The organism is Microbacterium sp. NPDC058269 (assembly GCF_042881445.1).
In the GTDB taxonomy this organism is placed as follows: Bacteria; Actinomycetota; Actinomycetes; order Actinomycetales; family Microbacteriaceae; genus Microbacterium.
The window spans coordinates 236,902-259,383 of the sequence record NZ_JBHVXT010000003.1 but is presented as its reverse complement, the minus strand read 5'-3'; the positions used below and the strand labels follow the sequence as shown (position 1 = coordinate 259,383).

The following is a 22,482-nucleotide window of genomic DNA, read 5'->3' as shown; positions in this document are numbered from 1 at the left end:
TCCGGTCTCGTCCTCGGACGGTCGGAGGGAGGGGGCCGCGTCGACGCGTTTCAGCGGCGTCATCTGTTCAACGGCGTCGTCTGTTCAGCCGCGTCGTTCACGTTCAGCGGCGTCGTTCGCGTCGGCGTCGGCGCACGCGGAGGAGAAAGAGCGCCTGCGAGATCGCCAGGAGCACCATCGCGACGACGGTGAACCACACTCCCGGTCAGGACCAGGATCGCGCAGGTGAGTCCGAAAGCGCTGATGACGATCAGAGCGACCCATCGGGGTGCCGTATCGGTGTCGGTCTCTCGCATCTCCCCACGGTGTCACCCATCGTTGCGAGTTTCCAGGCCCTCTTCTCTCCGGAAACGAAGAAACCCCCGCCTGAGCGGGGGTTTTCATCTTGCTGGGGTACCTGGACTCGAACCAAGAATAACGGAACCAGAAACCGTCGTGTTGCCAATTACACCATACCCCAAGGGCGAAACAGGAGCCTCGCACCGAGAATCAAGCCTACCCGAGCGGCGGCGGAACACCAAAACCGGTGCCGTGTGCCGCCGCCCGGGCGCGTCGCGGCTCAGCTCGCGAGGAAAGCCGACAGGGAACGCAGACGACGCAGCGACTCGTCCTTGCCCAGCAGCTCCATCGACTCGAACAGCGGCGGCGAGATCCGGCGGCCGGTGATGGCCACACGCGGCGGGCCGTAGGCGATGCGCGGCTTGAGTTCGAGCTTCTCGACCAGTTCAGCGGCCAGCGCCTCCTGGATCTTCTCCGGAGTGAACTCGGTCACCGGTTCAAGAGCCACGACGCACGCGTCGAGCACTTCAGCCGCGTTCGCTGGCAGTCCCTTGAGCGCGTCCTCGGCGTACGAGACCTCGTCGGTGAAGAGGAAGCCCACCATGCCGGGCACCTCGCCCAGCAGCTGCACGCGCTCCTGCACGAGGGGAGCGACGCGGAATGCCATCACCAGTTGCTCGTGCGTGGGCTCGTCGAAGAGTCCGGCTGCGGCGAGGTACGGGATCGTCCGCTCGGCGAAGTCCTTCTCCCCCAGCATCCGGATGTGGTCGCCGTTAATCGATTCGGCCTTCTTCTGGTCGAAGCGTGCCGGGTTCGGGTTGACGTTGACGATGTCGAACGCGGCGGTGAACTCGTCGAGCGAGAACACGTCGCGGTCGGGACCGATCGACCAGCCGAGGAGTGCGAGGTAGTTCAGCAGCCCCTCCGGGATGAATCCGCGGTCGCGGTGCAGGAACAGGTCGGCCTGCGGGTCGCGCTTGGAGAGCTTCTTGTTGCCGGTCTCTCCCAGCACGAGCGGCATGTGCGCGAAGCGCGGGACGAACGTCGTGACGCCCGCGTCGATGAGGGCGGCGTAGAGCGACAGCTGGCGCGCGGTCGACGGCATGAGGTCTTCGCCGCGCAGCACGTGGGTGATGCCCATGAGCGCATCGTCGACCGGGTTCACGAACGTGTACAGCGGCACGCCGTTCGGGCGCACGACCACGAAGTCGGGGAACGAGCCGGCGGGGAAGGTGACCTCGCCGCGGATGAGGTCGACATAGGTGACGTCCTCATCCGGCACGCGCAGGCGCAGGGCGGGCTGACGGCCTTCGGCGCGGAACGCCTCTTTCTGCTCGTCGGTGAGGTCGCGGTCGAAGTTGTCGTACCCGAGCTGCTTGGCACGACCGGCCGCCTCGTTGCGTGCGTCGATCTCCTCAGCCGTCGAGTAGCTCTCATAGAGGGCGCCCGTCGCGATGAGCTTGTCGATCACCTCGCGGTAGATGTCATGACGCTCCGACTGCCGATAGGGAGCGTGGGGTCCGCCGACCTCGACACCCTCATCCCAGTCGATCTTGAGCCAGGTGAGCGCGTCGACCAGCTGACGGAAGCTCTCTTCGCTGTCACGGGCGGCATCGGTGTCCTCGATGCGGAACACCATCTTTCCGCCGTTGTGCCGGGCGTAGGCCCAGTTGTAGAGGGCCGTACGGACCATGCCGACATGCGGCAGACCGGTCGGCGAGGGGCAGAAGCGGACGCGGACGTCGGCACCACTGACAGTCGTGGTGAGGGGGTGAGGGGTAGCCATAGCCCTTCGATTCTACGGGGACGGCCGTCGCGCAGCTGGAGGACCGATGCAGCTCAGGGGGCTGCACTCACCGCGACCGCCGCGCGATGCTCCAGAGGCAGTGCTCCGCCAATGCTGCGTCCATCCGCCACAACCTCGAATGCGGCGCGGAACCGCTGGCGCTCCTGCGCATCGAGTCGGACGTAGAGGGCCCCGGCACCGGCGACGCCTCCTTCGACTGAACGCCAGAGCGCTTCCGGCGCCGCATCCCACGTCCACCCGATCTCGGTGACGTCGAGGTGATCCAGCCCGGCTTCCCGCAGCATGCCGTCGAAACCGCCGACTGTCCGCTCGAAGTCCTCGTGAGGCGGGAGCCGCGAGCCCGCGAACGGCTGGATGCCAGCGCGTGTGGTGATCTCCGCCCAGAGCCACGAGGGTGAGAGCGTCCAGATGGTCGCGACGACGACGCCCCTACTCACGCGCCGCAGCTCGGCGGCCGATGCCCGTGGAGAGGCGACATGGTTCAACACGAAGTTCGCCACGACGGCATCGAACGATCCGTCGGCGAGCGGCAGGACAGGCAGCCCCCCATCGATCGTCTCGATCAGAGGATGCAGCCGCCGTGAAGCGGCGCGCATCGACTCCTCCGGCTCGCACGCGGTCACGTTCCATCCGGCGTCCGACCAGGCGGCAGCGAGCGTGCCGTCCCCTGAACCGACATCGAGCAGCGTCCGCCCGTCCTGCTCACCCAGCGCATCGCGCATCGTGGCGAAGGTTCCGGCACAGAGCGCAGCGTAGGAGGCCGAGTACGCCTCTCCCACTCCAGCCCAGTCCTTCATCGTGCTCCGCTACGCGCCAGCGGAGACAGCGCCACGATCGCGATGACCAGGACGAACGCGGCGATGCCGAGGCCCGAATACTGGAAGTTCGACAGGACCACACCGGCCAGTACGGATCCGGCTGCGGCCGAGAGGCTCATCAGCGAGTCGCTGCGCCCCTGCCGACGTGTGCGCAGCTCGGGTGCGGATGCCTCTGTGAGCAGAGCGGCGCCGGCCACCGTCGCCGCGCTCCATCCCAGGCCCAGCAGAATGAGCGCGACCATCACCCCCCAGGCCTCCGTGCCCGTGAACACGGCGAATGCGAGGGCTCCGGCCAGCAGCACCTGTCCGAGCAGCACGACCTTGAGTCGGCCCCAGCGGTCGGCCAGCACACCGAACACCGGCGACAGAGCGTACATCCCGCCGACATGCAGAGCGATGGTGATCCCCACCAGCGCCGACACATCAGCCGGACTCGCGGCCATGCCACCGGCGCCGTGCGCCATGTGCGACAGGTGCACCGGCGTCATCGCCATGACCGATGCCATGACGACGTGAGAACCGGCGATCGCGAAGATCGCATATCGCGCGACTCGCGGGCGGTCCGCCTGAGGCACCCCTGTCGCGGCAGCCGCCGCCTTCGCCAGACGCTGTGCCGCGAGGAGCGGGTCCGGGCGCAGAGCGACGATGTACAACACCAACGCCACGCACTGCGCGACGAAGGAGAACAGATAGGAGCCGGTCTGCGGCGGCATCCCGACCGCCTGCCCGACGATCTCGCCAGGACCGAGCAGAAGCGGCCCTGCGACTCCGCCGATGGTGGTCGACCAGACGACGATCGACAGATCTCTGCCTCGATGCTGCGGCGCGGCGAGATCGGTCGCCGCGAATCGCGACTGCAGGTTTCCCGCATTGCCCGCGCCGATCATCAGAATCCCGGCGAGCAGAAGGGGGAACATCCGCAACGAGGCGGCGAGGATCACGACGACGATGCCCACCAGCGCGAAGAGGTTGCCGAGCGTGAGAGCACGACGCCGTCCGACGCGAGCCGCGAGTCTGGCGAGCGGAATGGCACACGCCGCCGCACCCAACGTCACGGAGGCCGTGGCGAGACCCGACAGTGCGTCGTTCCCCGAGATGTCGGCCGCCAGGAGCGCGCCGAGCGAGACCGTGGCCCCGAAGGCGATTCCCCCCAGCACCTGCCCGAACGACAGCACCAGCACGGTGCGCCGCTGGACCGAAGTCTGCTGCGCCGCCGTCAGGGCGACGTCGGTCATGGCGCGGGTACGGCGTCGCGCACGGTGTTGCGCAGGATACCCAGCCCCGAGATCTCGACCTCGACGACGTCTCCGGCAACGAACGTGCCGACACCGGCCGGCGTGCCCGTCATGATGACATCGCCGGGAAGCAGGGTGAACACCGCCGAGGCGTACTCGATGATCGCCGGTACCGAGTGGATCATGTCGGTGAGCGGGGCGTGCTGGCGCACCTCGCCGTTCACCCGCGTCTCGATCGTCGCGTTCGCCGGGTCGAAGTCGGTCTCGATCACCGGTCCGAGCGGGCAGAACGTATCGAAGCCCTTCGCGCGCGACCACTGACCGTCCTTGCGCTGGAGGTCGCGAGCGGTGACGTCGTTGCCGATCGTGTAGCCAAGCACGTAGTCGCGCGCGTTCTCGGCCTTGACGTTCTTCGCGATCTTGCCGATCACCACGACGAGCTCGCCCTCGTACTCGGTGCGATCGGAGAGAGTCGGACGCACGATCGCGTCGCCGGGTCCGATCACGGAGGTGTTGGGCTTGAGGAACAGCAGCGGCTCCTCGGGAGCCTCTCCCCCCATCTCGGCCGCGTGGTCGTGATAGTTCTTGCCGACGCAGACGACCTTCGACCGCGGGATCACCGGGGCGAGCAGAGCCGCATCCGCGAGCGGCACGCGGGCGCCGGTGGTCTCGTACCCGGTGAACATCGGGTCTCCAGCGAGCACGACGAGCTCGCGCTCGTCGATGATCCCGTACATGATGGCTTCGTCGTGGCTGAACCGGGCGATCTTCATGGGATCCAGCCTAGCGAGCGCGCCCGGGGCTCAGGCGTCGAGGCGCAGGAGCCAGCCGTGCTTGTCCTCGCGACGGCCGTACTGGATGTCGGTGAGCTCCTCGCGCAGGGAGAGCGCGAGCTCGCCCAACGGCTGCGGCTCATCGAACCCGTCGCCGACGAGCGCGCCGATCGGGGTGACGACCGCGGCCGTGCCGCACGCGAACACCTCGACGATGTCGCCGGAGGCCACGCCCTCGCGCCACTCGTCGATCGAGATCGGCCGCTTCTCGACCGTGTAGCCGCGGTCCTCGGCAAGCTGCAGGAGAGAGTCGCGCGTGATGCCCTCGAGGATGCTGTCCGACTCGGGAGTGACGACGCGGCCGTCCTTGAAGACGAAGACGACGTTCATGCCGCCGAGCTCTTCGACGTCGCGCTTCTCGTTCAGGAACACGACCTGGTCACAGCCCTTGGCACTCGCCTCGCTCTGTGCGAGCAGGCTCGATGCGTAGTTGCCGCCGGTCTTCGCCTTGCCCGTGCCGCCCTTGCCTGCGCGCGCATACTCTTCGGAGAGCCAGATGCGCACTGGCTTCACACCACCGGAGAAGTAGGCGCCTGCAGGGCTGGCGATCACGTAGTAGGCGACCTTCTGCGCGGCACGCACACCGAGGAAGGCCTCCTTGGCGAACATGAACGGGCGCAGGTAGAGGCTCTGGTCCGCACCTGTGGGCACCCACCGTCCGTCGACGGCGATGAGCTCGCGCAGCGATTGGATGAAGTACTCGGTCGGGAGCTCCGGCAGTGCGAGGCGGCGGGCGCTGGCCTGCAGACGTGCGGCGTTGCGGTCGGGGCGGAACGTGTGGATCGAGCCGTCGGCGTGACGGTAGGCCTTGATGCCCTCGAAGATCTCCTGCGCGTAGTGCAACACCGACGCCGCGGGGTCGAGCGGTATCGGACCGTAGGGCTGTACGCGCGGACGGTGCCAGCCGCCCTTGGCGGACCAGCAGATGTCGACCATGTGATCGGTGAAGACCACCCCGAAGCCCGGATTCTCCAGCACCTCGGCGAGCCGTGCGGGCGACGCAGCAGTCAAATTCTTCGTGACGGCGAACTCCAGGGGAGCCACGGTCGCCTCGGCATCGATGGTCGTCATCTCATCTTCCATTCCTCGTGGGTGGGCGCATCCTCGCGCCCGTTCAGCCTACGCCTGCGGTCAGAGGCGTGCAGTGATCGCGGAGCCGATCTCCGCCGTCGTGCGGGTCGCCGTGCGAGCGGCGATGTCGGCCTCGACCGCGGCGCTCACGCGCGCGGATTCCTCGGCGAGACCGAGGTGGTCGAGCAGCAGCGCGATCGAGAGGATCGCGGCGGTCGGGTCGGCCTTCTGCTGCCCCGCGATGTCGGGCGCCGAGCCGTGCACGGGCTCGAACATCGACGGGAACGCGCCGTCGGGGTTGATGTTCCCCGAGGCGGCGAGGCCGATGCCCCCCGTGACCGCACCCGCGAGGTCGGTGAGGATGTCGCCGAACAGGTTGTCGGTGACGATCACGTCGAAGCGCGAGGGGTCGGTGACGAGAAAGATCGTGGCGGCGTCGACGTGCAGGTAGTCGACGGCGACGCCGGGGTGCCCGGCTGCGACCTCGTTCACGATGCGCTGCCAGATCGCGCCGGCGTGCACGAGAACGTTGGTCTTGTGCACGAGCGTCACCTTCTTTCGACGGCGCTCCGCGAGGTCGAACGCGTAGCGCACGACGCGCTCGACGCCGAATGCGGTGTTCACCGAGGTCTCGTTCGCGACCTCGTGCGGCGTGCCCTTGCGGATCGCGCCGCCGTTGCCGACGTAGGGTCCCTCCGTGCCTTCACGCACCACGACGAAGTCGATCTCGCCCGGGTCGGACAGGGGGCCGGGCGCACCGACGAAGAGCTTCGACGGACGCAGGTTCACGTAGTGGTCGAGAGTGAAGCGCAGCTTCAGCAGCAGCCCCCGCTCGATGTTGGCGTCTTTCAGGCGCGGGTCGCCGGGGGTGCCGCCGACCGCGCCGAGCAGGATCGCATCGTTCGAGGCGATGGCCGCGAGGTCGTCATCCGTGAGCGTGTCGCCGGTCTCGAGGAAGCGTCCGGCACCGAGCGAGAAACGGGTCTTGTCGAAGACCACACCGCTGTCGGCCGTGACGGCGTCGAGCACCTTCTCCGCCTCGGCGATGACCTCGGGTCCGATGCCGTCACCGGGGATGACGGCCAGCTTCACGACACGCGACATTGACACTCCTTGCGCACTGCACGGGGATGGACCGGCCCTGGCCCGACGAGTGTCGAGCGAGCCGGTCCTCCCAGCGTACTGGTCAGTGCGAGGGGGCCTTGCGCAGTGTGACGGCGGCGATCACTCCGGCGACGACCACGAGGCCCGCGCCGATCAGCGACGTCACCATCACGCCGGAGCCGAACGCGGCAGCAGCCGCATCCCACAGCGCTGTCCCGAGCTGCCCAGGAAGCGCCTGCGCCGCCGTGTACGCGCCGGCGAGCGTCTCGCCCGCCGCGTGTGCGACGTCGGTCGGCAGTCCGTCCGGAAGCACGAGCGCGCCCCGGTAGAACGCCGTGATGATGCCGCCGAGCACTGCCGTTCCCAGCACGGCGCCGAGCTCGTACGCGGTCTCGGACACGGCGCTCGCCGCCCCCGCCTTGGCCGCAGGGGCGCTCGACAGGATCAGCTCGTTGGAGATCGTCTCCGCCGCACCGATGCCGATGCCCAGCACCACGAACGCCACCACGAGCGGCAGGACACCGTGCTCATGCGTCGTGAACGCCACGATCAGGTATCCGGCCACCGAGAACGCCAGCCCGGCGGGGATGACGATATGCGGAGGCACCCGGCGCGAGACCGGCACGACCGAGAGCCCGGCGACGATCATCGCGAGCATTCCAGGGACCAGTGCGAAACCGGCCATCATCGGCGACAGGCCGAGGACGAGCTGCAGATGCTGCGACACGAAGTAGAGGAAGCCCACGAGTGCGACGACACTGAGCAGGTTCACCAGGATCGCTCCGGAGAACGAACCGCGACGGAAGAGCGCCATGTCGAGCATCGGGCTCTTCACCCGCAGCTGGCGACGGACGAACAGGTAGCCCATCCCGAAGCCGAGAAGTGCCCACGCGCCGGCCGTAAGGCTCGGGCCGTCCACCGCCAGGGACTTGATCGCGTAGACCACCGGGATCATGGTCGCCATCGACAAGGCGATACTGATCAGGTCGATCCGCCCCGGGTTCGGGTCACGGCTCTCGGGGACCAGCAGCGGCGCGGCGATGAGCAACGGGATGAGCACGGGCACGGCGATCAGGAAGACAGACCCCCATGCGAAGTGCTCGAGGAGGATGCCGCCCACGATCGGGCCCAGCGCCGACCCGGCGGAGAACGCCGAGGCCCACACCGCGATGGCCATGCGGCGCTGGTCGCGGTTCTGGAAGATCGAACGCAGGAGGGAGAGCGTCGACGGCATCAGCATGGCACCGAAGAAGCCCAGGAGCGCGCGGGCGGCGATGAGCAGCCCGGCGGTCGGTGCGAACGCCGCGAGGGCGGAGACCGCGGCGAAGCCGGTCGCTCCGATCAGCAGCATCCGGCGTCGACCGAAGCGGTCGCCCAGCGTGCCCATCGTGACGAGGAGTCCGGCGAGCACCAGGGGGTACACGTCGATGATCCATAGCTGCTCGGCTCCCGTGGGGGCGAGCGCGATGGAGATCTCGGGGAGCGCGAAGCTCAGCACCGTGTTGTCCACCGACACCAGCAGCACCGGCAGCATGAGGACGACGAGCGCCGCCCAGCCTCGGGCTCCGACGCGGGGCGCATCCGTCTCTGTCGTCGGGATCGACGCAGTACGGGTCATGGAACACCTCTCAGAATCGTGAGCGGACGGTTAGTGAACCGTCCGGATGGTATAGTAACAGAATTCCCACCCCTCCCCTGTGCAGAGGATCCACGATGCCCCGACCTCCCCTCGCTCGCGAGAAGGTGCTCGACGCCTTCGAAGCGATCCTCATCGAAGACGGCGAGCGGGCTGCGACGCTCGACGCGACCGCCAAGGCGGCCGGCGTCTCCAAGGGCGGGCTGCTCTACCACTTCGGATCGAAGGATGAGCTCGAGGCAGGGCTCGTCCAACGGCTGGACCGTCTCACGACCCTAGACCTCGAACGGATGACGTCAGCGGAAGAGGGGCCCGTCGCCTACTACGTGCGTACGTCGGTGATGGAAGACGACGCCCTCGATCGCGTCCTCATCGCCGCGACGCGGCTCGCCCAGGGCGGCTCGATCCCGGCGGCGGACATGCTCCGCGAGACGAGGCAGCGCTGGGCGGAGACGATCCGTCCGCACGTGCGCGACAATGCGAGCCTCGATCTCGTGATGCTCGTCAGCGACGGCCTCTACTTCAACAACTCGCTCGACGTGCACGGACCGGAGCGCCTGGTCCCCCGCAGTGATGAACTGGCCGAGCTGATCACCCTGGTCCTCAAAGCGACGTCATGAGGGCGACGGACTGAACCCTCCGCAACCCGCACGAGGGCGGGAGCGTCGCGCTCCCGCCCTCGTGCATAGGCCTGCCGATCAGATCTCGGTGATCTCGATCTGGCGGAAGAGGTCGGCGTCGATCGCACCGCTCACGTCGTCCAGCAGATCCTCGGACACCGGCGAGTCGAGCGTGAGCACGCTGAGCGCCTGCGCGCCGGCCGCCTGGCGGGCGATCTGCATGCCCGCGATGTTGATGCCTGCTTCGCCGAACTTCTGACCGTAGACCGCGACGATGCCGGGGCGGTCGGTGTAGAGCATCACGACGTGGTGCTTCTCGATCGGCAGTTCGAGCGTGTGGTCGTTGATGCCGACCAGCTTCTCGGTCTGCTTCGGTCCGGTGAGCGTTCCGGAGACCGACAACTGCGAGCCATCGGAGAGTGCACCGCTGAGCGTGATCACGTTGCGGTACTCGTCGCTCACGTCGTCCTTGATCAGACGCACTGCGATGCCGCGCTGCTCGGCAAGGAGCGGCGCGTTGACGTAGGAGACCGTCTCGCTGACGATGTTCGTGAAGACGCCCTTGAGCGCTGCGAGCTTGAGCACGCTCACGTCGTAGTCGTTCAACTCGCCGTGCACCTCGACGTCGAGGCTGGTGAGCGGAGAGGCGGCGAGTGCGGCGAAGATCTGCCCGAGCTTCTCGACGAGGGAGATGCCGGGGCGCACGTAGGGGTCGATGACACCGCCGGCGACGTTCACCGCATCCGGCACGAGGTCGCCGCCGAGGGCGAGGCGCACCGAGCGGGCGACCGAGACACCGGCCTTCTCCTGCGCTTCTTCGGTGCTGGCGCCCAGGTGCGGGGTGACGACGACGTTGGGAAGCTCGAGGAGCGGACGAGCGGTCCCCCCCTCTGCCGGGGGCTCGGAGGTGAAGACGTCGAGACCCGCACCGGCGATCTCACCCGCGACGAGGGCCGCGTGCAGCGCCTCCTCATCGATCAGGCCACCGCGCGCGACGTTGACCACGAAAGCGGTCGGCTTCATGGCCGTGAACTGCTCGGCGCCGATCATGCCCGTGGTCTCGGGGGTCTTGGGCATGTGGATGGTCAGGAAGTCGGACTCGGCCACGAGCTCATCGAGCGAGAGCAGCTGCACACCCAGCTGCTGCGCGCGAGCGGAGGTGACGTAGGGGTCGTAGGCGACGACGCGCATGTCGAAGGCAGCGAGGCGGGCGGCGACGAGCGCACCGATGCGGCCGAGGCCGACGATGCCGACCGTCTTCTCGAACAGTTCGGCGCCGGTGAACGAGCTGCGCTTCCACGCGCCGGCGGACAGCGAGGCGTGAGCGGCCGGGATGCGGCGGGCCAGGCTCAGGATGTGACCGACCGTGAGCTCGGCGGCCGAGACGATGTTCGAGGTCGGTGCGTTCACGACCATGACGCCCGCAGCCGTGGCCGCCTTGATGTCGACGTTGTCGAGACCGACTCCGGCGCGGGCGACGACCTTCAGCTTCGGGGCGTGGCTCAATGCCTCTTCGTCGATGCGCGTCGCCGAGCGGACCAGCACGGCATCGGCGTCGGCGAGGGCTGCGAACAGCGCCTCACGGTCGGTGCCGTCGACGTCGCGGACGTCGAAGTCGGGACCGAGAGCGTCGATCGTGGCGGGAGAGAGTACTTCGGCGATAAGCACGACAGGCTTCGGCACAGTGGATCCTTCGGGGCAGCGCGGCAGGGGCCGATGCGCCGCACACCATGGGGGCGCGATCGCGTCAACTCTACCGGAGCAGGGGCAGCGCTCCGTGCCGTGTGACACGGCACGACAGGCGGCTCACGCGCTGGGCATGGTGAGGCTCAGCGCGATCAGACTCATCCAGAACACCGCGACGACACCGAGTCCGGCGAGGAAGACGAGCGCCAGCTCACCCACTCCGCGCCGTCGGCCGATGACGTAGGCGAAGGCGAACACGATGGCGGGGAAGGCGACGCCGAACAGCAGGGTCGCCCACCCCCCGCCGGTCAGACCGGTCTGCGCCATCGTGATCAGATGCGCCACGGCGTTCCAGACGGCGTAGGCGTAGAAGAGCCCCGCCAGGCCGATGACGAGCCCGACGAGCCAGCGCGGAGATCCCGCAGAGACCTGCGCTTCGGTCGACGACGTGGTCATGATCCGATCACCCCCACGGTGACGAAGGGCCAGGGGACGAGGAGCACGACTCCCGCGAGCAGCACGGCGACGCGAAGCCAGGCCGCCCTCCCCCGGGTGAGCACCCAGCTCGCCAGGAACCACAGTGCGGGCGCGGCGATCGCGAGGAAGAACCACGGCAGGAACATCACATCCGACACCAGGAAGGACGCCAGGGGCTGAAGCCGCAGCCCGCCGACGATCCAGCCGATCGTGTAGAGGAGGTAGACGCCGCCGACGACGCCCACGAGGAGCAGCATCGGCGTGCTCAGCCCTGCGGGCTCGTCGACGGGTGCAGAAGTGACGGTGCCGTCGTCCTCGATCGTTCCCACATCATCGCTACCCTTGCCGACGGCGTTCCAGCCGTGCGGGAGAGCGCGATCCTTCGGCGTGGAGGCCTCGTCGCCGTCCCAGTTGAGGGCGTCGTCGGAATCGGAAGTCATCTCCCCAGCGTAGGACACCCGGTCCACTAGGATCGGGGTTGCCTTGAGCCGGAACGGCGGGCATCGGAGGGGAAAGGGAGCACCGTGGCTGCGAGCGAGAACGCGGAGAGCGACAACACCGGCGCCGGCGCCGGACGGTCCGCCAGGAACACCACTGCGGAGCCCCCTGCCGGTTGGGTCCCCACTCCTGATGCCAAGGCCGCCGCTACACGTTTCCGCTGGATCGCCGCCATCCTCTGGGCTGTCGCGATCATCGGCGAGGGCGTCGGGATCTTCTGGCTTCTGCGTCAGCGTGTGTTCGTCGGTGAGGACGGCACACTCCTCCGAGACCCCGACACGGGCCTCCTGGAAGAGCAGGGCGTCACCGCGACATTCCCGCAGTGGGCGTTCATCGCCCTCCTCGTGCTGCTCGTCGTGATCGCGGCCCTGTCGATCACCGGCTCGGTGCTGTGGAAGAAGGCGAATCGCCTCGACCCCGCGCGCAAGGCGGACAAGACGCGATTCTTCGTGCAGAACCAGCTCGGCGCGATCATCGCGGTCGTCGCGTTCCTGCCGCTGGTCATCCTGATCTTCCTCAACAAGGACATGGACAAGGGCCAGAAGACCACCGCCGGAATCGTCGGCGTGGCCCTTGCCGCCCTGGCGGTCGTCATCGGCGTCGACTTCACCCCGCCGTCGGTCGAGCAGTACACGGCCGACCAGTCGGCCGTGATCCAGCTCCTCGGCAAGGACGAGGTCGTCTGGGTAGACGGCGGCAAGGTCTACCACGTCTGCGATGAGGTCTCGGCGATCCAGACCGGAAGCGAGATCCGCACCGGCACGACCGCTCAGGCCGTCGAGGCGGGCAAGATCCGCCTGACGCTGCAGTTCGCCTCCGAGCTGCGGGCATGCGATCTCCCCGTTCCCGAGAACGACGAGGAGATCACCGAGGCACTGCGCGCGATCCAGGCAGGTCAAGTCGATACGGTGCTGCCGGCACCGGTGTGGGCCGATCCCGCCGAAGCACCCATCGTGGTCGAGGAAGCACCGGCGCAGTGACGCCGGTTCGACGCTAGTCCGCGTCGAGCGCCTCCACGAGCCGCTCCTCGGCCGAGGAGAGGTGCGCGTCGAGAAGGGCCGCTGCGCGCTCCCCCTCCCCTGACGCGACCGCATCGAGGATGTCAGCGTGCTGAGCCCCGATGTCCGAAGCGTCGAGCAGGCGGCGCCCCTGCACCTGCGCCATGCACAGCCGCACCTCGTCGAGGACGCTGCGGTACATGCGGCCTGTTCGCTCACTGTCGAGCGCGTCGATGAGAGCGGTGTGGAACCTCAGATCGGGACCGACCGTCGCCGGGTCGGGGCCGGAGGGCATCGCCAGGATCTCCGCGTTCGCGTCGAGCGCAGCACGCGGGACGCTCCTGGTCGAGGCGAGCTCGCGGAGCGCCGCGCTCTCGAGGCGGGTCCGAGTGCGGTACACGTCGCGTACGGTCTCGGGGTCGATGCCGACCACTCGCGCGCTCCGATGCGCCGTACGCACCAGGAGACCGCTCGCCACGAGCTGCTCGATCGCCGCCTTCGCGCTCGGACGGGCGACGCCGAACGCCTGCGACACCGCGGCTTCCGTGAGCGGATCTCCCGAACGGATCTCGCCGCTGAGGATGCGACCGCGCAGCTGGGCCGTCACCGCATCCACGACGCCGACGACTCCCAGCGGTGTCTCCGGTGTGCTGGTCATCCGGTCAGCCTATCGAAGCTGCATCATGTCGGTACACTTGTCAGACAATCTTTTGACGGAGCAGAGGAGCACCGTGACGACCACCCTCGCCGAACCGCTGGATCCCGCACTGCTGGGTTCCGCGACGCAGGTCCACTCGCGCTCCATCGATCGCTTCGCCCGCGCTCATGATGCCTCGCACTACCTGCTGATCCCGGATGCCGTGCTCTCGCCTGCGGATGCCGAGGGCGTCGCCCGCGCGTTCGGCGCCGTCCGCGCCGCCGGACGCACCATGACGTTCCGCTCCGGGGGCACCAGCCTGTCCGGGCAGAGTGTGAGCGGCGACATCCTCGTCGACACGCGCAGCAACTTCCGCGACATCCGCGTGGAAGACGACGGAGCCACAGTGCGCGTCGGCCCCGGCGCGACCGTGCGCCAGGTCAACACCAGGCTCACGCGGTATCGCCGCAAGCTCGGCCCCGACCCGGCGAGCGAGATCGCCTGCACGATCGGCGGAGTCGTCGCCAACAACTCCAGCGGCATGGCGTGCGGCATCACCGAGAACTCGTACCAGACGATCGAGTCGATGACGATCGTTCTCCCCAGCGGGACGATCCTCGACACGGGTCGCCCGGATGCGAACGAGGTATTGCGCGCGGCAGAGCCCGCGATCGCCGACGGCCTTCTCGATCTGCGGGCACGTCTGCTCGCCTCGCCCGAGCACCTCGCGTTCCTCCGCCAGCAGTTCTCGATGAAGAACACCATGGGGTACGGGCTCAATGCGCTGCTCGACTTCGACGACCCGGTGCGCATCCTCGAGCACCTCATCATCGGCTCGGAAGGCACGCTCGCGTTCGTGGCCGAGGCCCGCTTCCGCACGATCGAGGTGCGCCCCTCGATCGCCACCGGTCTGCTGGTGTTCGAGACGCTCTCAGCGGCCATGACCGCTCTTCCCGACCTGACCCGGCTCGGTCTCGCCACGATCGAGCTGATGGATGCCGCGTCGCTGCGCGTCGCGCAGGGGCTGAGCGATGTCCCGGCGGCCATCGCCGAGATCGCGGTCCGCGGACACGCCGCTCTCCTTGTCGAGGTTCACGCCGCCGACGCGGAGTCCCTCGTCGAGGTGAGCGCTGCGGCGCAGGCGCACTTCGAGGCGCTGCCGCTGGCGGTGGCGCCCCGCCTCACCACGGATGCGAGCGAGCGCGCCGCGCTGTGGCACGTACGAAAGGGCCTCTACACCGCTGTGGCGGGTGCGCGTCCCTCGGGCACGACCGCGCTTCTGGAGGACATCGTGGTGCCCGTGCCGCGGCTGCTGCACACCTGCGAGCGACTGATCGAGCTGTTCGCCGCGCACGGCTACGAGGGCTCGGTGATCTTCGGGCACGCCAAGGACGGCAACATTCATTTCCTGCTCAACGAGCGCTTCGACGATCCCGACAGCGTCGCGCGCTACCGGCGCTTCACCGATGACCTGGTCGACCTCGTGCTCTCCCAGCAGGGATCCCTGAAGGCCGAGCACGGCACCGGACGTATCATGGCGCCCTTCGTGCGGCGCCAGTACGGCGACGAGCTCACCGACATGATGTGGGAGATCAAGAGCCTCTTCGACCCCGACGGCATCCTGAACCCCGGAGTGGTCCTCTCCGACGACCCCGACTCCTACCTGCACGACCTCAAGCGGGTGCCGACGGTCGAGAAGGAGGTCGACCGCTGCGTCGAGTGCGGCTACTGCGAACCGACCTGCCCGAGCAAGAGCATCACCCTCACGCCGCGGCAGCGCATCGTGATCCGCCGCGACATGGCGTGGGCCGAGGAGCAGGGCGACGCCGAACTACTCCGCGATCTGCAGAAGGACTACGACTACGACGGTGTGCAGACCTGCGCGGTCGACGGCATGTGCGGTGTGGCGTGCCCTGTCGACATCAACACCGGTGACCTCGTGCGCCGGCTCAGGGCAGAGCAGTCGAATGCGCTCGAGGGAGCCGTGTGGGGCACCGCGGCCAAGCATTGGAGCACGGTCACCCGCGCCGGAGGTGTCGCACTCACCGTCGCCGATGCGCTGCCCGCTCCGCTCGTACGCGGAGTGACGCACCTCGGCCGCGCCGTCCTCGGCGCCGACACCGTGCCCCTCTACGACGGCGGACTCCCCCACGGCGGCTCGAAACCGCCACGCCCTGTGTCACCGGCCGACGCGCAGGCGGTCTTCTTCGGCGCCTGCATCGGCACCATGTTCGGCGCGGAAGGCGAGGGCCAGGGCTCCCGGGACGCGCTGCGCGAGCTGCTCGACCGCGCAGGCATCCCCGTCGTGATCCCGGAGGAGAACGGCGGCCTCTGCTGCGGCACCCCGTGGAAGTCGAAGGGCCACCTCGACGGCTACGCTCTCATGTCGGACCGGGTGCTCGACTCGCTCTGGGAGGCCAGCCGCCACGGCGAGCTTCCCGTGGTGTGCGACGCCGCTTCCTGCACGGAGGGTCTGGACGTGATGCTCGCCCAAGCCGTCGCCAAGAACCCGCGCTACGCCGGGCTTCGCATCGAGGATGCCACGACGTTCGTTGCTCGCGAGGTGCTCCCCCGGCTGAGCGTGTCGGCGAAGCTCCCCACCGTGGCCGTGCACCCCACCTGCTCGACGACCGCGCTCGGAGCGACCGGGGCGCTGACGGCGATCGCCGGGGCCGTCGCCGATGACGTGTTCATCCCCGAGGGCTGGGGCTGCTGTGCGTTCGCGGGAGATCGCGGCATGCTGCATCCGGAGCTCACCGCCAGTGCGACCGCTCAGGAATCCGCGGAGATCGCCGAGGCCGAGAGCGCACGCGGCGGCTTCGATGCGTTCGTCTCGGCGAACCGCACGTGCGAGATCGGCATGACCCGCGCCACCGGTCGGCCGTACCGCCACGTGATCGAGGTGCTCGAGGAGCTCACCCGCCCCTGAGAGCCGGCGGACACAGCGAGGGCCCTTCCGAATCGTCTTCGGGAGGGCCCTCGCCTCGTCGCGGTCCGATCCGTCTCAGCCTGCGGACAGGACCGCGACAGCCTCCTCGCGCAGCTGTGCGGGGATCACCACGACCGTCTGGTCGTCGGCCGACCTCTCGACGATGCTGCCGTCGGCCCAGCGCAGGTCGGATGCAACGAGCTCGTCGGGCAGTTCGAGCGCGCCGGCGCTCGGGTCGAGAGCATGCACGTGCACGGTCGACCCGGTGGTCGTGTAGCGACGCGGGGCTCCGGTGCGCTCCCCCATCCGGATCCACGGACGCGTGCCGTAGATCGCACCGCCGTTCGCCTGCAGCCATGCGCCCAGCTCGCGCATCGCACGACGCTGCAGCTCCGGGATCGAGCCGTCGGCCGCGGGGCCCACGTTGATCAGCAGGTTGCCGTTCTTCGCCACGACGTCGACGAGCAGGCGGATCAGGGCAGCGCCCGACAGCGAGTGCCGCTCGTCCTCGGCCTGGTTGAAGCCGAACGAGAAGCCGAGGCCGCGCGTCGACTCCCACGGCTGCGGGATGATCTCGGGGATGTCCGTGTACTCGCGGGTGAGGAAGCCGTGGTAGGGCACACCCCAGCGGTCGTTGACGACGCCGTCCGGCACCGCGGCGAAATAGCGCTCGAGCAGGGCCGCGACCGCGTATTCGTCTCGCCCCTTTCCGCCGTCGGGCCACTCGATGTCGTTCCACAGGACGTCCGGCGAGAAGCGCGAGACGAGTTCGTCGAGCTGCGCGGCCGAGTAGCGCGCGAAGTGCTCATCGTTGCGGCGGAAGCGGAAGAGGTCGGTGTCCGACTCGATGGGCGGGAAGTCGCTCACGTGCCAATCGAGCGCACCCGAGTAGTACACGCCGAACTTCGCCCCCGCCCGCCGAGTGGCGTCATGGAACTCGGAGATCAGGTCGCGGCGCGGACCGCGTGCGGCCGCGTTGAAGCCGGTCGTCGCCGTGTCCCAGAGGCAGAATCCTTCGTGGTGCTTCGTGGTGGGGACGATGTACTTCGCCCCCGCTCCGACCAACTCGCCCACGAAGGCATCCGCGTCGAAGGCCGAGGCGTCCCACTGATCGGCCAGGTCCTCGTACGAGGTCCCCGGCCCGAACAGCTGCTGGTGGCGCTCCCAGGTCGGGCTCCCCGCGATCCGCACGGTGTTGCCGTACCACTCGGCGTACTGGTGCCAGGCGTAGGCATCCTCGGTGGGGATGTTCACGCCTTCGCCGTGCTGCACCGCCCATGCCGGCACGGAGTAGAGCCCCCAGTGCACGAAGAAGCCGAGCTTCGCATCGCGGTACCACTCGGGTACGTCCTTGGCCGGGTACACCGGAGCGTCGGTCCCGAAGTCCGGACCGGTGCGCTTCTCGAAGTTCATCATGCGTTCTGCTCCTCGGAGACTCCGCGGCGGACGACCACCGCTTTCAGGTCGGGATTCCCGTCCGTGTCGAACGGGAAGACGCCGGGCTGGAGGCGGTGGTGACCCAGACGCAAGAGGTCCTGGTCGACGCCGCCGGGTGTCAGTGCGAGGGTCCAGCCCTCGGCGAGCTCGTACAGCTCGGGTTCCAGATAGCCGATCTTCACCACGACGATGTCGGCGGTCGTGGGCTCCAGCCCCAGCATCCGGAAGTCCGAGAGGTGATGGAACGGCTTACGACGCTCGGTGATGATGGCGTGCAACCCGCCCACCGCGATGACGACCTGTGTGCCCGCATCCGGATCCCCGTCGGTGATGGAGAACACGGTCCCGGTGATCGTCACAGGGCCATGCGGGCCGGCGTCGACCCCTGCACCGGCGTCGAGGGTGACGGTGACGCCGATTCCGGCCGCGACCGCCCGTGCGACGGCCTCGCGGTCGAAGATCGAGGCGACCAATGTCGTGCGGCTGCCGTCGGTGAGCTCCGCACGCTGCAGCAGGTGCGCGAGCGTCCAGGTGACGTCGCCCGCACCGCCCGCTGTCGGGTTGTCCCCCGAGTCGGAGATCAGGTACGGATGCGGCGCTCCCGGGGCGAGCGCCTTCTCGAGCGCCTCATCGAGGGATCCGGTCTCGGCCACGAAGACGAAGTCCTCACGCGCGTCCCAGAACATCTGCGCCACGCGCTCGGCCTCACGGACGATCAGCTCCTCGTCGTCACCGGTGACCACCACGTACGCCTGACAGCGCGGCTCGTCCGCCCAGGCATATCCGATCCACACGGAGGCGTCGACGACGCCGGGGAGCGCCTCGATCTCGGGAAGCTGGGCGTAGATGCTGCGCGCCGGCTCCAGCCGGGTGCTCGTCTTCTCCCCCGGCAGCAGCACCGGAACGGGCACCCAGGCGGAGAACGGACGACGACGCAGCGGGTCGGCGCCGTGCGGACCCCGCAGTCGCGCGAGCAGGTTCCACACCGCACGCTCCTTGGTGTTCATCCAGTCCTCGTGCGGCGCCATCCGATAGCAGGTCAGCAGATCGACCGCGTCGCGGAGCACCTCCGAGACGTTGCCGTGCAGGTCCATCGAGGCCGAGACCAGCGTGTCGGGGCCGAGCGCCGCGCGCACCGCGAGAGCGAGATCACCCTCGGCATCGTCCATGCCGACGACGCTCATCGCTCCGTGGATGTCGAAGAAGAACCCGTCGAACGGTCCGTTCGCGCGGATGCCGGCGACGATCGCGTCTTTCATCCGCCGATAGGTCTCCGGCGCCACGGCCCCACCGGGCAACGAGCGCCCGTGCGTCAGCGGCACCCACTCCGCGGCGCCGGCGAGTTCGCGTCCGTCGTCCAGGAACGGGTAGTACCCGCGCAGCGTCTCCCCCGTACGGACCGTGAAGGCGTCGTCGCCGGAGATGTGCGGGGAGAACGTGCTCGACTCGATCGAGATTCCGGCGATGCCGATCCGGGGCTTCGACAGTCCCCCGTCGGCGATGGTCGGAAGGGGGCCCATCCAGATCTCGTGGGCTTCGGGACGTGCGGTCACGTGATGTGCTCCTTGTCGGTGGGTCGGACGGCGGGGCCTGACCGAGAGGTTCGGACTCAGTGTGCTCCCGCCGGCACGAGCGCGCGGCGAGCGGTCTCGATCGCGCCCAGCGCGACCGCATCGGAGCCGAGGACGGCGGGGATGATGCGCAGCGGAATACCCGACACCGGAGAATCCGTGTCGAGCGTGCGCAGGATGGACGGCTCGAGCAGATCCCAGGCCGCGGTGACTCCGCCGCCGACGATCGCGCAGGGCAGGTCGAGGATCGTCGCCGCGCTGGCGCACGCGAGGGCGAGGGCGCGCCCGGCGGCATCGAACACCGCGATCGCCTCGGCGTCGCCGCCACGGGCACGGTCGGCGACCTCGCGCGCATCGCGTACGGGAGCGGACGTGCGTTCCTGATAGCGGAGCGCGATCGATGTGCCGGAGGCCAGGGTCTCCAGGTGACCGATCTGGCCGCAGGTGCACACCAGTTCGCTGTAGCCGGGGGTGTGCCCGATCTCCCCCGCTGCACCGTGCGGACCGTGATGGAGATCTCCATCGATGATGAGTGCACCGCCGACCCCCGTGCCGAGCATGACGCCGAGCACGTCGCGATCGGTCCTGCCGTCGGCCGCCGCCTCGCCGAGAAGGAACGCGTTCACATCGTTCTCGACGCGGACCGGCACTCCGAGGCGCTGCTCCAGCTCGTCGGCCAGCGCGAATCCCGCCCACCCGACGAAGGTCGCCGATGCGGCGCGGATGGTGCCGGTCTCATGGTCGATGACTCCGGCCGCACCGACGCCGGCCGCGGCGAGCGACACGTCGGCCTGCGCCGCGAGGTCCCTCGCGAGATCGGCGGCCGCATCGGCCATCGCACCGCCGCCGAGTGCGGCCGGTGCGGGCACACTGCCCCGGGCGAGGACGGCACCGTCCTCGCTCACCAGGAGCGCGGCGATCTTGGTGCCCCCGATATCGATCCCGACCAGTCCCGAAGAGGTGGCGATGGGCATGGTGGTCCCGTGTTCCTGACCGATCATGCTCAGCGCCCGCCCAGTCCTGCCATCGCGATGCCCTTGACGAGGTGCTTCTGCAGCACGATCACGAGGATCGTGGTCGGCACCATGGAGATGATGGCCGCAGCCATCTGCAGATCCCATCGCGTACCGGTGAGCCCCGCGAAGCTCGCGAGTCCGACCGGGAGCGTGCCGTGCGCGTTGTAGTCGACCGTCACGATCAACGGCCACAGGTAGCTGTTCCAGAACGAGAGGAAGGTGAACACCGCGAGCACGGCGACCGCCGACTTCGACAGCGGCAGGATGATCTGCAGGAACGAGCGCACGGGGCCTGCGCCGTCGACGCGTGCCGCCTCTTCGAGCTCGTACGGGATGCCGCGGAAGAACTGCCGCATCAGGAAGGTTCCGAAGGCGCCGAAGGCGAAGGGCAGGATCAGCGCCTGGTACGTGTCGACCCAGTTGAACCACTGCATCACCTGGAACATCGGGATGACGAGCACCTCGGCCGGCACCATGAGCGTTGCCAGGAACAGGACGAAGACGGCGTCGCGCCCCTTCCACCGCAGTCGGCCGAACGCGTACCCGGCCGTGGTCGACACGACCAGGACGACGAGCGTTCCACCGATCGCGACGATGAACGAGTTCATGATGTACGTCAGGAACGGCCCGTAGGCGAACACGTCGACGAAGTTGCTCCAGCGCAGCTCCGACCCGATGAGGGTCGGCGGCATCGAGAACATCTCGGCATTCGGCTTGAGCGCCGAGAAGAACGCGTAGATCAGCGGGGAGATGAAGATCAACGCGGCGATGTAGATCGCGACATGCGCGAGGATCAGCCGAACGCGGGCGCCCGGTGTGGTCGCCGCGCCACGGGCGCGCTCGCGGTCGGAACGGCCGGCACGGCCCGTGGGCCGGACGAGGGTCTCAGTGCTCATAGTGCACCCACTTCTTCTGTGCGGCGAACTGGAGCCCGGTGATCGCGATGATGATCGCGAAGAGGATCCACGCGGCTGCGGCGGCGAGGCCGAGGTCGCCGAAGGTGAATCCCTGCTCCCAGATGTACATGACGAGCGGCTTGGTCGCATTGCCCGGACCACCGCCGGTGAGCATCTGCGGCTGCACGAACACCTGCAGAGACGTGATCATCGTCATGATCGTGGCGAAGAAGATCGACGGGGAGATCATCGGGATGATGATGCTCCACACTCGTCGGAACCCTCGGGCGCCGTCGATGCTCGCCGCCTCCAACACGCTCTCGGGGAGCTGCTCGAGTGCGGCGGAGAAGATCAGCATGTTGTAGCCGAGCCCCTGCCAGACGCTCATCACGACGACCATGATCATGGCCCACGACGGGTCGGCGAGGAAGTTCGGCAGCTCGATGCCGAACCAGGTCTGCGAGAGACCGTTGAAAAGACCCTGCGGCTGCAGCATCATCTTCCACACCAGCACGTTGGCAACCATGGGAGTCACCACGGGGATGAAGAAGAGCACGCGCAAGGCGCCTCGTCCGCGGATGCGCGAGCCGAGGCCGAGAGCGAGCACGAGCGAGAGAGCGACGCTCAGCGGCACGTAGAGCAGGGTGTACACCGCCGAGTTGCGCAGCGCCGGCCAGAAGTCGGGGCTGCTGGTGAACAGCTTGACGTAGTTGTCCACGCCGTTGAAGGTCCGCTCGCCGAAGGTCGGCCAGTCGAAGACGCTCATCACGATCGAGAGCCCGACGGGCACGATCGTGAACAGGGCGAGCCCGATCAGGGCTGGGCTTGCGAATCCCAGCGCCTGACCGGCCTCCACCTTGGCGAGCGATCGTCGACGTCTCGTCGTGATCGTCATCTCAGTTCTTTCTCTGTTGCTGCGTTACTGCTGCGGTGG

At 68.4% G+C, this 22,482-nt stretch carries 19 protein-coding genes and 1 tRNA gene; 3 read left to right on the top strand and 17 right to left on the bottom strand.

Annotated features, from left to right (window positions below; all coding sequences use genetic code 11):
* Nucleotides 1–388 precede the first annotated feature (388 nt).
* The 8 genes from ACFVWL_RS14830 to ACFVWL_RS14795 form a co-directional block, all read right to left on the bottom strand.
* Nucleotides 389–460 (bottom strand) — tRNA-Gln (locus ACFVWL_RS14830).
* A gap of 99 nt (nucleotides 461–559) precedes the next feature.
* Nucleotides 560–2,065 (bottom strand): glutamate--tRNA ligase, encoded by a 1,506-nt coding sequence (gltX, locus tag ACFVWL_RS14825; RefSeq protein WP_387184256.1) that lies wholly within the window; start codon nucleotides 2,063–2,065, stop codon nucleotides 560–562.
* A 53-nt stretch (nucleotides 2,066–2,118) separates the two neighbouring features.
* A complete protein-coding gene (locus ACFVWL_RS14820; protein ID WP_387184254.1) occupies nucleotides 2,119–2,883 on the bottom strand; it encodes a class I SAM-dependent methyltransferase in 765 nt (254 codons plus the stop codon).
* Nucleotides 2,880–4,139, bottom strand: coding sequence for an MFS transporter (locus ACFVWL_RS14815; protein WP_387184252.1), 1,260 nt, complete (start codon nucleotides 4,137–4,139; stop codon nucleotides 2,880–2,882). Before ACFVWL_RS14815 ends, ACFVWL_RS14820 begins: the two co-directional genes overlap by 4 nt.
* Entirely contained in the window at nucleotides 4,136–4,912 is a 777-nt protein-coding gene (locus tag ACFVWL_RS14810; RefSeq protein WP_387184250.1) for a fumarylacetoacetate hydrolase family protein, read from the bottom strand. Before ACFVWL_RS14810 ends, ACFVWL_RS14815 begins: the two co-directional genes overlap by 4 nt.
* Nucleotides 4,913–4,942: 30 nt before the next feature.
* The gene (locus tag ACFVWL_RS14805) at nucleotides 4,943–6,043 is read right to left on the bottom strand and encodes a branched-chain amino acid aminotransferase (RefSeq protein ID WP_387184248.1); all 1,101 of its coding nucleotides are present in this window, start codon (nucleotides 6,041–6,043) and stop codon (nucleotides 4,943–4,945) included.
* Nucleotides 6,044–6,103: 60 nt separating this feature from the next.
* Nucleotides 6,104–7,147, bottom strand: coding sequence for a 3-isopropylmalate dehydrogenase (locus ACFVWL_RS14800; protein ID WP_387184246.1), 1,044 nt, complete (start codon nucleotides 7,145–7,147; stop codon nucleotides 6,104–6,106).
* An 82-nt stretch (nucleotides 7,148–7,229) separates the two neighbouring features.
* On the bottom strand, nucleotides 7,230–8,765 hold the full coding sequence (locus ACFVWL_RS14795) for an MFS transporter (protein WP_387184243.1): 1,536 nt from the start codon (nucleotides 8,763–8,765) through the stop codon (nucleotides 7,230–7,232).
* Nucleotides 8,766–8,860: 95 nt separating this feature from the next.
* Here ACFVWL_RS14795 and ACFVWL_RS14790 point away from each other — a divergent pair, with 95 nt between their 5' ends.
* Nucleotides 8,861–9,403 carry a TetR/AcrR family transcriptional regulator gene (locus ACFVWL_RS14790; protein ID WP_387184240.1) on the top strand — a complete coding sequence of 181 codons (543 nt, stop codon included), beginning with the start codon at nucleotides 8,861–8,863 and terminating at the stop codon, nucleotides 9,401–9,403.
* A gap of 78 nt (nucleotides 9,404–9,481) precedes the next feature.
* Here ACFVWL_RS14790 and serA read toward each other — a convergent pair whose 3' ends face one another.
* The 3 genes from serA to ACFVWL_RS14775 all read right to left on the bottom strand — a co-directional run bounded on the left by serA (nucleotide 9,482) and on the right by ACFVWL_RS14775 (nucleotide 12,006).
* Nucleotides 9,482–11,086 (bottom strand): phosphoglycerate dehydrogenase, encoded by a 1,605-nt coding sequence (gene serA / locus ACFVWL_RS14785; RefSeq protein ID WP_387184237.1) that lies wholly within the window; start codon nucleotides 11,084–11,086, stop codon nucleotides 9,482–9,484.
* A 123-nt stretch (nucleotides 11,087–11,209) separates the two neighbouring features.
* Nucleotides 11,210–11,545 carry a hypothetical protein gene (locus ACFVWL_RS14780; RefSeq protein WP_387184234.1) on the bottom strand — a complete coding sequence of 112 codons (336 nt, stop codon included), beginning with the start codon at nucleotides 11,543–11,545 and terminating at the stop codon, nucleotides 11,210–11,212.
* On the bottom strand, nucleotides 11,542–12,006 hold the full coding sequence (locus ACFVWL_RS14775) for a hypothetical protein (protein ID WP_387184232.1): 465 nt from the start codon (nucleotides 12,004–12,006) through the stop codon (nucleotides 11,542–11,544). The genes ACFVWL_RS14780 and ACFVWL_RS14775 overlap by 4 nt, the downstream gene beginning before the upstream one ends.
* Nucleotides 12,007–12,090: 84 nt before the next feature.
* On the opposite strand from ACFVWL_RS14775, the gene ACFVWL_RS14770 reads away from it, so the two are divergent.
* Complete coding sequence (locus ACFVWL_RS14770) at nucleotides 12,091–13,044, top strand: hypothetical protein (protein ID WP_387184229.1); 954 nt, start codon at nucleotides 12,091–12,093, stop codon at nucleotides 13,042–13,044.
* A 13-nt stretch (nucleotides 13,045–13,057) separates the two neighbouring features.
* Here ACFVWL_RS14770 and ACFVWL_RS14765 read toward each other — a convergent pair whose 3' ends face one another.
* On the bottom strand, nucleotides 13,058–13,720 hold the full coding sequence (locus ACFVWL_RS14765; RefSeq protein ID WP_387184226.1) for a GntR family transcriptional regulator: 663 nt from the start codon (nucleotides 13,718–13,720) through the stop codon (nucleotides 13,058–13,060).
* A gap of 25 nt (nucleotides 13,721–13,745) precedes the next feature.
* Between ACFVWL_RS14765 and ACFVWL_RS14760 the strand changes: the two genes are divergently transcribed.
* Nucleotides 13,746–16,628: an FAD-binding and (Fe-S)-binding domain-containing protein gene (locus tag ACFVWL_RS14760; RefSeq protein WP_387184223.1), complete on the top strand. Its 2,883-nt coding sequence runs from the start codon at nucleotides 13,746–13,748 to the stop codon at nucleotides 16,626–16,628.
* A 75-nt stretch (nucleotides 16,629–16,703) separates the two neighbouring features.
* Here ACFVWL_RS14760 and ACFVWL_RS14755 read toward each other — a convergent pair whose 3' ends face one another.
* The 5 genes from ACFVWL_RS14755 to ACFVWL_RS14735 form a co-directional block, all read right to left on the bottom strand.
* Nucleotides 16,704–18,044, bottom strand: a complete 1,341-nt coding sequence (locus ACFVWL_RS14755) for an alpha-L-fucosidase (RefSeq protein WP_387184221.1) — start codon at nucleotides 18,042–18,044, stop codon at nucleotides 16,704–16,706.
* Nucleotides 18,041–19,585 carry a M81 family metallopeptidase gene (locus ACFVWL_RS14750; RefSeq protein ID WP_387185316.1) on the bottom strand — a complete coding sequence of 515 codons (1,545 nt, stop codon included), beginning with the start codon at nucleotides 19,583–19,585 and terminating at the stop codon, nucleotides 18,041–18,043. The genes ACFVWL_RS14755 and ACFVWL_RS14750 overlap by 4 nt, the downstream gene beginning before the upstream one ends.
* An 89-nt stretch (nucleotides 19,586–19,674) precedes the next feature.
* Complete coding sequence (locus ACFVWL_RS14745; RefSeq protein WP_387184218.1) at nucleotides 19,675–20,610, bottom strand: ROK family protein; 936 nt, start codon at nucleotides 20,608–20,610, stop codon at nucleotides 19,675–19,677.
* Nucleotides 20,611–20,639: 29 nt separating this feature from the next.
* Complete coding sequence (locus ACFVWL_RS14740) at nucleotides 20,640–21,548, bottom strand: carbohydrate ABC transporter permease (RefSeq protein ID WP_387184215.1); 909 nt, start codon at nucleotides 21,546–21,548, stop codon at nucleotides 20,640–20,642.
* Nucleotides 21,538–22,443: a carbohydrate ABC transporter permease gene (locus ACFVWL_RS14735; RefSeq protein ID WP_017830811.1), complete on the bottom strand. Its 906-nt coding sequence runs from the start codon at nucleotides 22,441–22,443 to the stop codon at nucleotides 21,538–21,540. Before ACFVWL_RS14735 ends, ACFVWL_RS14740 begins: the two co-directional genes overlap by 11 nt.
* Nucleotides 22,444–22,482 lie beyond the last annotated feature (39 nt).

What these genes read in the sequence shown, in the direction of transcription:
- gltX (WP_387184256.1), bottom strand. Translation starts at nt 2,065, where the DNA reads ATGGCTACCCCTCACCCCCTCACCACGACTGTCAGTGGTGCCGACGTC.
- ACFVWL_RS14820 (WP_387184254.1), bottom strand. Translation starts at nt 2,883, where the DNA reads ATGAAGGACTGGGCTGGAGTGGGAGAGGCGTACTCGGCCTCCTACGCT.
- ACFVWL_RS14815 (WP_387184252.1), bottom strand. Translation starts at nt 4,139, where the DNA reads ATGACCGACGTCGCCCTGACGGCGGCGCAGCAGACTTCGGTCCAGCGG.
- ACFVWL_RS14810 (WP_387184250.1), bottom strand. Translation starts at nt 4,912, where the DNA reads ATGAAGATCGCCCGGTTCAGCCACGACGAAGCCATCATGTACGGGATC.
- ACFVWL_RS14805 (WP_387184248.1), bottom strand. Translation starts at nt 6,043, where the DNA reads ATGACGACCATCGATGCCGAGGCGACCGTGGCTCCCCTGGAGTTCGCC.
- ACFVWL_RS14800 (WP_387184246.1), bottom strand. Translation starts at nt 7,147, where the DNA reads ATGTCGCGTGTCGTGAAGCTGGCCGTCATCCCCGGTGACGGCATCGGA.
- ACFVWL_RS14795 (WP_387184243.1), bottom strand. Translation starts at nt 8,765, where the DNA reads ATGACCCGTACTGCGTCGATCCCGACGACAGAGACGGATGCGCCCCGC.
- ACFVWL_RS14790 (WP_387184240.1), top strand. Translation starts at nt 8,861, where the DNA reads ATGCCCCGACCTCCCCTCGCTCGCGAGAAGGTGCTCGACGCCTTCGAA.
- ACFVWL_RS14780 (WP_387184234.1), bottom strand. Translation starts at nt 11,545, where the DNA reads ATGACCACGTCGTCGACCGAAGCGCAGGTCTCTGCGGGATCTCCGCGC.
- ACFVWL_RS14775 (WP_387184232.1), bottom strand. Translation starts at nt 12,006, where the DNA reads ATGACTTCCGATTCCGACGACGCCCTCAACTGGGACGGCGACGAGGCC.
- ACFVWL_RS14765 (WP_387184226.1), bottom strand. Translation starts at nt 13,720, where the DNA reads ATGACCAGCACACCGGAGACACCGCTGGGAGTCGTCGGCGTCGTGGAT.
- ACFVWL_RS14760 (WP_387184223.1), top strand. Translation starts at nt 13,746, where the DNA reads ATGTCGGTACACTTGTCAGACAATCTTTTGACGGAGCAGAGGAGCACC.
- ACFVWL_RS14755 (WP_387184221.1), bottom strand. Translation starts at nt 18,044, where the DNA reads ATGATGAACTTCGAGAAGCGCACCGGTCCGGACTTCGGGACCGACGCT.
- ACFVWL_RS14750 (WP_387185316.1), bottom strand. Translation starts at nt 19,585, where the DNA reads ATGGGCCCCCTTCCGACCATCGCCGACGGGGGACTGTCGAAGCCCCGG.
- ACFVWL_RS14745 (WP_387184218.1), bottom strand. Translation starts at nt 20,610, where the DNA reads ATGCCCATCGCCACCTCTTCGGGACTGGTCGGGATCGATATCGGGGGC.
- ACFVWL_RS14740 (WP_387184215.1), bottom strand. Translation starts at nt 21,548, where the DNA reads ATGAGCACTGAGACCCTCGTCCGGCCCACGGGCCGTGCCGGCCGTTCC.
- ACFVWL_RS14735 (WP_017830811.1), bottom strand. Translation starts at nt 22,443, where the DNA reads ATGACGATCACGACGAGACGTCGACGATCGCTCGCCAAGGTGGAGGCC.